General features: G+C 44.6%; 12 protein-coding genes. 3 read left to right on the forward strand and 9 right to left on the reverse strand.

Annotation, left to right across the window (positions count from 1 at the left end; translation table 11 throughout):
- Window positions 1-67: 67 nt before the first annotated feature.
- The 9 genes from B4C70_RS08360 to B4C70_RS08400 all read right to left on the reverse strand — a co-directional run bounded on the left by B4C70_RS08360 (window position 68) and on the right by B4C70_RS08400 (window position 9549).
- Window positions 68-790 carry a hypothetical protein gene (locus B4C70_RS08360; RefSeq protein ID WP_290778365.1) on the reverse strand — a complete coding sequence of 241 codons (723 nt, stop codon included), beginning with the start codon at window positions 788-790 and terminating at the stop codon, window positions 68-70.
- Entirely contained in the window at window positions 787-2505 is a 1719-nt protein-coding gene (locus B4C70_RS08365; protein ID WP_290778368.1) for a fimbrial assembly protein, read from the reverse strand. Before B4C70_RS08365 ends, B4C70_RS08360 begins: the two co-directional genes overlap by 4 nt.
- A gap of 18 nt (window positions 2506-2523) precedes the next feature.
- Window positions 2524-3279, reverse strand: coding sequence for a prepilin peptidase (locus B4C70_RS08370; protein ID WP_290778372.1), 756 nt, complete (start codon window positions 3277-3279; stop codon window positions 2524-2526).
- 56 nt (window positions 3280-3335) lie between these two features.
- Window positions 3336-3806 (reverse strand): type II secretion system protein, encoded by a 471-nt coding sequence (locus B4C70_RS08375; protein WP_214746519.1) that lies wholly within the window; start codon window positions 3804-3806, stop codon window positions 3336-3338.
- Window positions 3807-3942: 136 nt separating this feature from the next.
- Entirely contained in the window at window positions 3943-5160 is a 1218-nt protein-coding gene (locus B4C70_RS08380; protein WP_290778379.1) for a type II secretion system F family protein, read from the reverse strand.
- Between the two features lie 4 nt (window positions 5161-5164).
- Window positions 5165-6211 (reverse strand): type IV pilus twitching motility protein PilT, encoded by a 1047-nt coding sequence (locus tag B4C70_RS08385; protein ID WP_023468959.1) that lies wholly within the window; start codon window positions 6209-6211, stop codon window positions 5165-5167.
- A complete protein-coding gene (locus B4C70_RS08390) occupies window positions 6208-7872 on the reverse strand; it encodes a GspE/PulE family protein (RefSeq protein ID WP_214746524.1) in 1665 nt (554 codons plus the stop codon). Before B4C70_RS08390 ends, B4C70_RS08385 begins: the two co-directional genes overlap by 4 nt.
- Window positions 7873-7880: 8 nt before the next feature.
- Window positions 7881-8195, reverse strand: coding sequence for a hypothetical protein (locus B4C70_RS08395; RefSeq protein ID WP_023468961.1), 315 nt, complete (start codon window positions 8193-8195; stop codon window positions 7881-7883).
- A 16-nt stretch (window positions 8196-8211) separates the two neighbouring features.
- The gene (locus B4C70_RS08400) at window positions 8212-9549 is read right to left on the reverse strand and encodes a G5 domain-containing protein (RefSeq protein WP_214746527.1); all 1338 of its coding nucleotides are present in this window, start codon (window positions 9547-9549) and stop codon (window positions 8212-8214) included.
- A gap of 176 nt (window positions 9550-9725) precedes the next feature.
- Here B4C70_RS08400 and B4C70_RS08405 point away from each other — a divergent pair, with 176 nt between their 5' ends.
- Genes B4C70_RS08405 through B4C70_RS08415 form a run of 3 tightly spaced genes read left to right on the forward strand, consistent with a single transcriptional unit; the run spans window position 9726 to window position 12429 of the window.
- The gene (locus B4C70_RS08405; protein WP_023468963.1) at window positions 9726-10253 is read left to right on the forward strand and encodes a type IV pilus modification PilV family protein; all 528 of its coding nucleotides are present in this window, start codon (window positions 9726-9728) and stop codon (window positions 10251-10253) included.
- Window positions 10216-10836 carry a PilW family protein gene (locus tag B4C70_RS08410; RefSeq protein WP_023468964.1) on the forward strand — a complete coding sequence of 207 codons (621 nt, stop codon included), beginning with the start codon at window positions 10216-10218 and terminating at the stop codon, window positions 10834-10836. The genes B4C70_RS08405 and B4C70_RS08410 overlap by 38 nt, the downstream gene beginning before the upstream one ends.
- Before the next feature lie 18 nt (window positions 10837-10854).
- A complete protein-coding gene (locus B4C70_RS08415) occupies window positions 10855-12429 on the forward strand; it encodes a type II secretion system protein (protein ID WP_290778390.1) in 1575 nt (524 codons plus the stop codon).
- Window positions 12430-12442 lie beyond the last annotated feature (13 nt).

The following is a 12442-nucleotide window of genomic DNA, read 5'->3' on the forward strand; positions in this document are numbered from 1 at the left end:
TCGAGTCATCGTTTAGTCTAACAAAAAATAAGCGGTCCCTAACAGAGTAGGAACCGCCAAACTCATCTTAATTTCCTGTCACATCGACAAATGGATCTGACTTTGGTGTTTTTTCTTTAAGCGGCGTCTGTTTATCAGGCGTCAACTTCGTTAAATCCGGACGGTAATACGATTCGATTTCGACTGTGAAAGATAGCATTTCGTTTTCCAATTGAATTGCGCCACCGCCAGGTCCTTGTTCTTCTGGACCAGTCAACTGAATCTGGCGAAGAATCGTAATGCGATCTGTTCGCTCAATTTGTTTCAAGAAGGCCATCAGTTCAAGATATGACGGCGCTTCAATCGTCAAGGAAGCTGGTAACGGTGTCGCATTTGCTGCGGGAGTAGTCGCTGTAGGCGTTGTCGCTTGATCCGATTCGGTCGCCATCGCTCCATCAACAGCTGGTGTTGACGTTACGGGAGATTGTGGTGTCGTCTCTGTCGATTGACCGAAAGTAATCGACTGCACTTTTACTCCAGCAATCTGACTTGCTGCGTTGATCGCATCGATGACATCATCATTCGATGCCGTCACCGGAACTTTTTGCTGTAGGAAACTCGATTCTGCCACGTCCACTTTTTGCTCATTTGCTTTTGCTTGCTCTAACGCCATTTGTTCTCGCTTGAGTGTCGCTTCTTTTTGTTGCAAGGTTTGATGTGTCATATACGTCGCATATCCAAAATACCCAATGCCACCTAAAACGATGAGGATTGATAAAAAGAGAAGGAGGTAGCTACTATATCGCTTCAATTTTCAGGCACCTCCTCAACTTCTGTCGAGATGACTTCTCCTGAAGGATCATCCGGTGTTTGACCGTCCCCTTCAATTTCTGGCTCAGATGGCTTATCTTCTTTCGGTACTGCCGGGTCTGCCTCATTGGTCTCTCCCTTAACAACCTCCTCAGGATTGACATTCATAGAAAACTGACCGATATATCGCGGTTCTTCTGTCTTCGTGTCATCATTCGGAGTAATTTCCGTCGTTGGAATCTCTTGACCGGTCGCCGGATCAACCGTTGTCGTTGTCACGACATCCGTTTTTTCATTCATCGTTTTTGTCGTCACGCTTGCCAGCGTCGTACCGGAGAACACTTTATCGGTCAGCAACTCTCGGTAAAAATCATTCAGCTCATCGAGTGTCTCAAACTGAGCCGTCATAGCAACGGTATCATCCGCTTCATATGCGTACTGAAGAATGTACCCGCGTTCCGGTAAGTAACGTGTGATCCGCTCAAGTGTTGGAACAGCTGGCTTAGGTGCTTCTTCTAGCGACTCGACCGTCTGTTTCAATTGAACGACTTCTTGTTTAGACGACTGATCGGATTCGGATTGTAATTGTCGGACGATTTGAATCTGATCGTCTACGGATTCCACTCGGTTAGCGAACTGATCCGTTTGCCAATATAAATAACCACCAATCAATCCACCAAATAATAATAAAATCAGCGAAGCGACAAGCGGATATTTCGGTGCCTCGTCACTTTCCGGTAAAAGGTTGATACGATCTGGTCGCGCAGTGGCTAGACCAACGATCGGTAAGTAAATGCGTGGAACCGATTGACTATCGATTGTCATCATGTCCGGTACTTCATCTAACTGAAGATCAAAGTTCGTTCGGAATCGTGTCGCTAATTCATCTCGAAACGGGAAGTCTCCCGCAAGGACAACTGTCTTGATTTCGCGGCTTTCTCGAGCGAGCGAGAAACGGTAAAAGTCTAGCACACGCGAAAATTCTAACAGCATTTCATCCAAGACGAGTTCAACTGTCTGATCATCCGATCGATAGCGATAATGCAATTGATCCTCGATCACGTCTACATCCCAAGCATCTGCCGAAAACGTATCCACTGAGCGAATCAGGCGTGGTACACGGTCTTCGATGATAATCAATTGATGGTTCGTTGCGTTTGCATTCCAAATCAGTAGCGTATCGGTATCTGCTGCTGGATAATGCGCTTCAAGACCGAAGTAGGTAGACAGTGGTTGCGGTTCCGCTGCCACTAATCGAAGATGCTTTTGTTTAAACAATTGCGTATATTGTTTCAGTGCTTCGTTCGGTGCCGCATACAGCATGATTTCACGCTTTTCACCGTCTTCAAGGACAGTGTAGTCGAAGTATGGTTCTTCAAAAGGAAGGACAATGCTATGACCAATCTCCATGAATAGATAACCCCGGATCTGATTCGTCGCAATCGTCTCCGGAATATCGAGTTTCCGCGCAAGGACGAGTGAACCATCCAGCGCAAGAACGGCTTTAGATCCGCGAGGAACTTTCAACTTCGTCAATAGACTATCAAAAATCAGATCGAGCGACGCTTCCGGTTGAAGCCATCCACCCTGTAACGTACCTGCTGGAAGAGATACGACAGCACGTCGTTTCAAGACCCCTTTTTTGACAACCGCACCAAAAATAGCGACGTCCGTAAAATTAAAATAAACATATGTACCTTTACGCCGTTGCGTCATATGTACGTTCTTCCTTTCTTAAAGCAGTAAATCGAGGTACCACGACACCCAATCATCCGCAAAATAATATGTAAGTAATGTCCCGATCGCAATGGAGGGAACGAATGGTATCGGTTGTTTTCGTCTGACGCGTCCCGTTCCGAGTAGCGTCAGCCCGATCACTGAACCAACAAATGCTGAAACAAACAACGCGATGACGACGTGAAGCGGTCCAAGGAAAATCCCGAGTAAACCGAAGAGCTTGACATCTCCCGCTCCCATACCGCGTCGTGATGCAAGAAAAATGACGAACAATAGAACGAATCCGACAATTCCTCCAATAATTGGATTATACCAGTTTTCAAGTGGAGAAAGGTAGCGCACAATCAAGGCAATTGGTAAAAAGAACAGTAAAATTTTATTCGGTATGAGCATATAGGCAAGATCAGACATCGTAAGAATAAACAAGAGACTAGTTAGAGTGAGTGTCAACGCAAGTTCCATCGACCAACCGAACTGCCAAAAGGCATACGCATAGAGCATTCCACCGAGTAGTTCAAGCGCTGGATACTTGATTGAAATCGCCTGTCCACAGGAACGACACTTCCCACCGAGTACTACATATCCGAGTATTGGCGTCAGTTCGAGTGGTCCAAGCACATGTCCACAGGTCGGACAATGGGAACGTGGATGAACGATCGACTCCCCGACCGGAACACGCAAACCGACGACATTCGTAAACGATGTGATCAATAAACCTAGCAAGAAAAAATATACCGTGAAGACAATCGTCATGACACGACCTCCCTTTCAAAAAACTTCAGAAAAAAACCCCCGAGGAGGGGGGACGATTACCAACGTTTTAGTTCAGATGGACCTTTATTTGCAAAGTAATCTTCCTCACCTTTAAGGGTTACAGAGTAAGTATACTTCCCACCAGTTTCTGTTACAGATACAAATGCATCTTTATATGGTTTAGGAGAATCGAATGGGTCCTCCATGCTATCGATATATTTATCGAGCACTACACCGTCAGTTGTAGCAAATTTCTTTCCAGCTTTCTCAATTCCCATTACAACCGTTTCCCCTGCTTTGATCGGATTCGAAGAAGTATATAACTTCGCAGCAGATACCAATTGCTTCGCATCCGAAACAACTGCATCTTTACGTGAGTTCTCAATCAATCCACCGATTGCGACGACAGCGATTGCTGCGATGATACCTAAGATAACGACGACGACAAGTAACTCGATCAATGTCAGTCCGCGCTCATCACGCATTTGTTTTGCATCTAACCAGATTTCTTTTAACCGTTCGATCATTTCATTATGCCTCCCTAGTGCTTTTTACTGTTCTTGGTTAGTAAGACTTACTATCCAAACGAATACTATTATAGTAGCACCACATTTTTTGTAGTTTATGTCTTTTTTTAACAACAGGTAAATGTTTTTACAATTGTCAACTTGCCTGAATGTCAGAGTAAATCTTAAACATCGGTACGACGACGGCAATGACAATGACACCAACGATTGCGGCTAAAACAACAATCAATAATGGTTCGATGATCGATTTCAAACGATCCGTCGTCGTTTCCACTTCGGTTTCGTAAAAGTTCGCGACTTCCGTCAACATCGAATCGAGGCGACCTGACTCTTCCCCAATCGCAATCATCTGTGTGACGAGCGGCGGGAAATATTTGTTTCGCTCCAAAGGTTCGTGCATCGGAATACCGCGAGACATCGCTTCATTCGCACCTGCAATCCCTTTACGAATGATCCGATTCGTAACGATTCGTTCGGTAATGTCAAGCGAAGCTAAAATCGGTACTGACGCATTCAGTAACACCGACAAGCCACGTGTCATCAGTGCGATTTGTGATTTTTGAATCAGCGGTCCGAAGACTGGAATCATTAACAAGAAACGGTCAAAAAAGAGACGTTGGCGCTCATTCTTGAGATTAAAATACAACAGTCCGATCAAACCAAATGCAATCAATAGAAGTACCCACCAATAGGCGACAAAAAAGTCGGAGACTGCGACGACGAGTTTCGTGATCAGTGGCAACTCACTGCCTAACTGATCAAAGATCGAAGCGAACGTCGGTACGACATTCATCATCAGGAAGACAACGACGCCGATCGCGACAATTGAGACGACCGCCGGATAGATTAAAGCGGAGATGACTTTTCGTTTGATCTCATATTGTTTTTGCAGCTGTGTCACGATGTTATCTAACGCCTCTTCGAGATTACCACTCGCTTCCCCCGCCATCGCCATACTAACGAAAAACGTATCAAATACACGAGGATGCTTTTCGATTGCCTGGGAAAACTGAATCCCACTACGCAAATCATCTTCCACCTCGACAAGCGCTCGCTCGAGTGGTTTTGATTCTGTTTGTTTACGTAAAATTTCGGTTGCCCTAACAATCGAAACACCGGATCGAACGAGCGTCGCAAACTGACGCGCGTACATGACAAGATGCTCGATTTTCGGTTTAGCACTTAAAAACGTAATCTCGGTATTTAACCCTTTTGATTCTTGTTTCTCAAGCAATGTTACGGCGATTTGATCCGTCCGAAGCCGTTCTGCTGCCTCGCGCTTCGTCAGCGCAGTAATCTTGCCCTTCTTTCGTTTTCCGGCCATCGTTCGACCTTCGTAAATGAATACTGCCATCCCTTCACCCCGATATGTATGGTGTTGCAGCAGATGCCGGGATCAAACCGCGACTGACCAAATCCTGTAAGGCCATCTGCATCGTTTGCATGCCATATTGTTTACCCGTCTGTAAGACGGATTGAATCTGATATTCCTTACCTGTCCGAATCAAGTTGGAGACAGCTGGTGTATCAACCATGATTTCTAAGGCAGCGACACGTCCTGTCCCATCCGATCGTGGCATGAGTCGTTGTGAGATGACACCCGCTAGGACGTTCGCTAGCTGTGCCCGAATCTGATCTTGTTGCTCCGACGGAAATACATCGATGATGCGACTGACCGTTGAAGCTGCTGTTGCCGTGTGCACCGTCGCAAAGACAAGATGACCGGTTTCAGCAGCCGTTACCGCGGTAGCAATCGTCTCAAGGTCGCGCATTTCTCCCAGTAAAATCACATCCGGATCTTGGCGAAGCGCTGAGCGCAATCCTGTCGAAAAACGTGGCGCATCAATTCCAATCTCCCGTTGATCAATTAAGCTCTTTCGATGACTATGTAAGTATTCAATCGGGTCTTCCAGTGTGATGATCCGTTTATACATCGTCTGATTGATTTCGTTGATCATCGCAGCAAGCGTCGTCGACTTCCCGGAACCTGTTGGACCCGTGACAAGGATGAGACCATGTGGCTTCGTCAAAAATCGTTTGATGACTGGAGGAAGTCCTAACTGTTCAAGCGAAGGCACTTCTGTCGGGATCGTTCGAAAGGCCATCGATAATGCACCTCGCTGGTAAAAACAATTGACCCGATATCGCGCTACACCTGTCACACCAAACGAAAAATCAATATCTCGATCCTGCTTCAGTTGCTGATACATGTCTTCCGTGATCAACGAACGAACGAACCCGTCAATGATGACTGGTTTCATCTTCTCAGATCCATATGGTGTCAGTGTTCCATTGATCCGAAACACAGGAGGGGATCCGGCAGTCAAATGAACATCGGATGCCCCTCGTTCCTTCGAGGAACGAAGAATATCTTCGATTTGGGCACGTTCCATCGTTTGATTCATTCTGAAATCACCGTCCGTAAAATTTCTTCTGTCGTCGTGATACCGTCAGCTACTTTCGATAGACCATCAGCTAGAAGGAAACGTTGTCCTTGCGATTTAACGTACGCTGTGATGTCACTTTCCGTCGACTGGTTCATGATCATGCGCCGTAAGACTTCGTCAATCATGATGACTTCCTGAATCGCGACACGACCTCGATATCCGGTCATATTACAAGATGAGCAGCCACGCCCTCGCATGACAGTCGTCGCCTCGATTCCTTCTTGATCAAACAGCTCCTGTTCCCGCGTTGAGAGTGGATGGACTTCTCCGCAGTCCCGACAAACACGGCGGACGAGTCGTTGTGCGATCAACCCACTAAGCGAAGCTGCAACGAGAAACGATTCAACGCCCATATCGATTAATCGTGTAATTGAACTAACTGCTGAGTTCGTATGGAGCGTGGATAGAACTAAGTGTCCTGTCAAAGAAGCACGGATCGATATTTCTGCTGTTTCAATATCGCGAATCTCACCGACCATGACGACGTTCGGATCCTGACGGAGAATCGATCGAAGACCACTCGCAAACGTCAAACCGATCTTCGCATTCACTTGGACCTGATTGATGCCATCGACCTGGTACTCAACTGGATCTTCGACGGTGATGATATTGCGTGACTCGTCATTCAACTCATTTAAGGCTGCATACAATGTCGATGATTTCCCTGAACCGGTTGGCCCGGTAATCAAAATGATACCGTTCGGTCGTTTTAACATTTCTCGGAACTGTGTTTCATTCCGTGAGCTGAAACCAATTTTAGAGATAGAAATATTTGAGTTGGAACTGTCCAAAATTCGAATAACGACTTTTTCCCCGTATACGGTAGGTAGTGTAGAAACACGGAAGTCGTAAGCTAGTCCATTAAAGACATATTTGATTCGTCCATCTTGCGGTAAACGAGATTCTGTAATATCAAGCTCACTCATGACCTTGATTCGTGTTGTTAAAATACTTTGAATCTGCTTCGGATAATTATTTTCCGTTCGAAGTTCTCCATCGATTCGAATTCGAATCGTCATCGATGTTTCCTGTGGATCCATATGAATATCGGATGCCCGTTGCGCAATCGCATTTTCTAAGATTTGATTAACGAGACGAATGATTGGCGCATCTTCACGTGTCACCACGTCGCGCGACTGTTCCATCTCCGTCATATCATCTGACTCCAACAAATCGCGCAACGATGAATCGATATCATAATACTTCAAGATCGTTCGTCTGATTTCGTCCCGTGTCGCAATACCTACGTCAATCACTAGACCCGTCTGCATCCGTAAATCATCGATTGCGATCAAGTCCATCGGATCCGCCATGGCAATAAATAAACGATTCCCTTCACGGTAGACCGGAACTAACGTATGTCGCTGTGCTAATTCTTTTGAAATCAATTTCGTTACCGCAACATCGACTGGATAATTATACAGTTGAATGATCGGAATCTTTAATTGATGATGGAGCGCTTCTAGTAACTGTTGTTCCGTCAAATGACCGAGGCGGAGTAACGCGTCACCCAATTTTTCAGTTGGTCGTTTTACAGAAAGTGCTTCATCGATTTGACTCTCTGTCACTAAGCTCTCTTCGATTAACATTTCACCGAGTCGTTTTCGCTTCATCGCCATTTAGTCCGTCATCCTTCCGCATGCCATGATTCGTCTTCAATCATTACAGTTCGCTTTTGTTTCTTTTCATCAATCAGACTCGTAACGCCTCCCGTTACGACACACAGTAATACCATCCCGATCGCTACAAAGGGATTACTAATCCAATCCAACTGAACACTAAAATAGATCAGTGTCACCATGATAATCGCTGCGATGGATAATACTGACTTCGCCTGAATCGAGGTTACATATGGAATCGTCACCGCAAACATCAATCCACAAATGATTGTCGCAAGTCCGATGATGATTCCAAGCTCAATTGCAATCGTCGTCCAATTCATACTCTTCCCTCCTCGTTTAACCGACCGCTTTACCTGTCGATTCATCGTCTACTGGTGAAGCCGGATCCCCTTGATTGTCCTCGTCTGGTACCGTTGGTGAATCTGGGCTGTCCGGTGAAGTAGGAGAATCTGGCGTTTCGACCGTACCGTCCGTTTGCGAATCCTCAGGGTTCGATTCATCCGGCGTTTCAGAATCCGTTCCGTCCTCAGATGGTGTTTCTTCGGTTGGTGGAACCACGATAGGCGCTTGTTCTTCTTGACTACTCTTTGTAATGACAGCTGGGACCGCCGCATAAAAATCTAAGGAAAGTAGCTTTTTCTTTTCGCCTTTAGCTGTTTTCATTACACGGTAGACTTCAATCGATTTTCCCTCTTCACCGGCTTGTGTATCGTTTGTCGTCCCGGCTGAAAGCGTAGCTGAGTAACGAGTAATGGTTCTAAATGGGATTGTCTTTTCTCCTTCCATCACAACAGTCACTGCCTCTTTTATTGGGGCTCCGCGCAGTTCAATCGTTACGTCGCTTCCCTCTTGCGTAGCGACGAGGCGATACACCGATGCTTGCGTATTTCGAACAGCAAAATCTGTTTTTTCGTCAATTTTGACATCGTAACCTAGTGTAATATCATCTGGGAGTGTCGCATGTGGCATGCGTTCCACGATTTCAAATGGTGTTTTTGCGAACAATTCGTATAATTTACTTCCAACGTAAGAAGCAGCGATTGGATCCATACCATACGTTTTCACATTCATTAATTGATCTGGCTTGATTTCGACGTTTGCCATGCCTGTAATCATCTGTTCTTCTGCTGCTGAACGTGTTGAGAACGTGATACTTGATACGACCTCACCTTCAGCAGACGACTCTGACGTTTGTGAAGGATCAAAATTCCCTTCAGCTAATGTCTTGCTTGTATTCGTTAACCATGTTTTAAACGCTTCCGTTTGCTCTTGTGAATAGCTGACAGGTTGTGTAGATAGAAAACTTTGTAGCATTTCGTCATCGATTGAGAGAATTAAGTCTCCTCCCGTTTTCAGAGACGCTTTTTTTACAGATTCCTCAGAATCAAATGTCACCAATTCAGTTGGTACCGGTAACGTTTCTTCTCCTGTACCCGTCGTCAACGGTGTTTTTTTGGACCATTCCGTAATCGCTTTTTGGACTGCGGATTCAGCTTCTTTACGGCTCATCCCACTTACAGGAACAGATCCAACTTTAGCCGTTTCAGAAAAAGTCGTCTGTTCAGTCGCCTTTCCGGTAAAGGAAATTAAGGCGAACGATGGCACATAAATCAAAACCACGAGTAAGACGAGTAAAAGTGTATGTACAGCAAAACGCTTTGTATTGAGCATCATCTGTTTCCTTTCTGTATGAATTAATCATTTCAGGTGCCTAGTATTTCCATTATAATGAATATCATGATGAAACATAAGTCTATCCTGACAATTCTTTTCTCTAACTGTGAATGTCTGTAGGTTTTTGAACTTCATCCAATTGATGTTTTTTCCGATAGAAATGAAGAGGTGAGCATATGCAACACAAACAAGATGGATTTTCATTAATCGAGGTCCTTGTCAGTATTACGATTCTGTCGATTATCTCTGTCTCATTGATCAGTATCTTTTCGCAATCTCTTTCAGCATCACGCACTAGCACGGAATTGACGTTTGCGAACTATTTAGCTAAAAATGCTACTTCTTACATAAAGCGAGAAGCGATTGAAGCGACAACGAATGAAGCCTTTTCTTTCGTTTCATTATCTCAAGAAGCACTGAAAGCCGTTTATCTGAATGGAAATTATGTGATTCCAGAACCCGCCACTCCTTCTTGTGGTGTATCGGCTATTTGCACGTCAATTTTTACTGATCCTGAAATCAACAATATTTCATTTGATGTGAAGTACAGTGTGACACCTCATAAAATGGAAGGTGAAGTGAATCCGAATCTGCTCGATCTTTATGTATATGTGTATGTAGAAGGAACGACTGAACCGATTACGACTTTGAAAGGATCGATTACGAATGCGACGCTCAACCAAAGTTTTCCAACAACAAAGTGAAGGTTTCACACTCGTCGAACTACTTGTCTCGATCGTCGTTGCTTCTATTTTCAGTGCTGTCATCTTGACGGTATTCATTTCCGGAACGAAAAGTTTTCGAGCAACTGGTATCATTAGTGAATTACGTAGTGAAGCGGATAGTCGGATCGGTATCATTTTAAATGAGGTCAGTGGCTTTGATGCGATTCGCATCGATGAATCCAAAACACTCTCTTTTTATAAAAGAACGTTGCCTACGCTGAACAATGAGACGGGATTACTTGAACGAGCTAGTGGATTTCAACCGTTCAATGCAACAGAAGAAGCTTCAGCATCCGCATCTACCGTGAAGCCTGTTACATATACATTCCTGACCGAACAGCAACAAGGCGATAAACTCGTCTATACGTCAGAGCCACAATCAATCGATGAGCAATCCGAACTTTTTCAAACCTTCACATTATCTAGTCCTGAATATCAAACGATCACCGGAAGTACGTATCCTGGTCGTTATGTCATCCATGGTATTTTGACCATCACGACTCGAATCCAGTCAACTGATCAAGAAGAAGTACAGACCTTCACGAGTACGATTGGATTTTAATTCAGAAAGGAACTAATCATGCGTAAATCTGAACAAGGCTACACTTTATTATTCGTACTCGTCACGCTAACGGTACTTTCCGTTCTTGCCGTAGCCACGATTGGTATCAGTCTACAGTCCACACGATTAACTGAGATTCGTGAAACGGATATCGATGTCGAGACATCCACTCAAAATGACTTAGATAAAGCCGTTGCTGCATTACAGCAAATCGTCGTCAAGACGACTGGGACTTCACCTACGACATCTTCACAAGCACTATTCAGTAATTTAAATAGTGCAATCGTCTTACCTTTAAAATCCATCGTTCCGAGTGTCACGGTCGAAGTAAACGAGACCGCCTCGAATATCCGAGTTAAAGCATTAGATTTAACCGCAACAGTCGAGAAACAAAAGGGTGATCAGCCTGTGATTCGCAAGACATATCGCCAACGCGTGTATCTGTCTGCTATTCCAAGCTTTTTGTACTATACGCTTGGTTCGGATAACCAAGTCATTATTAAAGGTGCGCCTTTCATCGAAGGTAATATCTTCTCGCGAAATCCTTTAAAGGCAACCGCTACTCCTTATTTTAAATACAATAATGAAAATGGGACGTTCACGAATACACAAGCACTTCCTTATGTCGCTGGTCAAATTCGGGTGTTCCAAGAAAAAAATCTCCCTTTGCTGCAATGTGAAGATTATTTATCTTGTGACCGTAGCATTTTTGATCCAAAAGGATCAACGGACCTCGCCTCAACGAAAGAAGCGCTTGTTCCATTCGACTTCAACTACGCTTTGAATGACTTTTTGAAGCTGCCGGTGAATACACCGATTACACAAATCACTACCTCCTTAAAGGACTCGGCTATTCCACAATCGGTCTTAACAGGTCCGTTTCTGACGGCACTTGATACGAAACGACAGATGATTAGCCCGGCACCGAACACAAACAACACGATCACATTGACGGATGATTTAGTACAAGAGACGCTCGAGCCTTTGATCATCAATGGGAATCTGACAATTTCTTCACTGAATTCCGTTGAGCAGCCGTTGGAAATCAAACGGCCGCTTGTCGTCCTAGGTAACCTCCTCGTTCGAGGGAATGTCGGTTTTGCGACAACGATTTATACGACAGGTACAAGTCGTCTCGATGATGCGAATATTCAAGGTCTCACTTCATCCACGAAACAAAACACGTTAATCCTACTCAGTAAAGGAACACTCGTCATCAATCGGGTGAATAAATTTTCAACACCCCGAACGACTACGCCCGACCTAAATGCGTTCCTTTACAGCGATGACGATCAAATCAATACGATCTACTCTGTCGGGTCGACGATGAACGTACGTGGTGGAATCTTTACAAAAGGGAAACTAGAAGTAAACGCCTATCGTGGAAAACTCGATTTAGCAGAGAATCAGTTCCCTGCTAATGTGAGGGATTTAGAACGACTCATGATTGCCAATAAATCTGCGGATGCTGAGGCTTCTCGATTACGCATGGCCTATGATGCAACCGTTTTGAAAAATCCAACTTCTTTATTACCTTTAAATCGTTCTGTCCAAATGTATGTCGAAACACCAAAACGCATTCAACAGCAATAACGAAGAGCCCCTC

This window comes from Exiguobacterium sp. UBA5002 (genome assembly GCF_002396765.1).
In the GTDB taxonomy this organism is placed as follows: domain Bacteria; phylum Bacillota; class Bacilli; order Exiguobacteriales; family Exiguobacteriaceae; genus Exiguobacterium_A.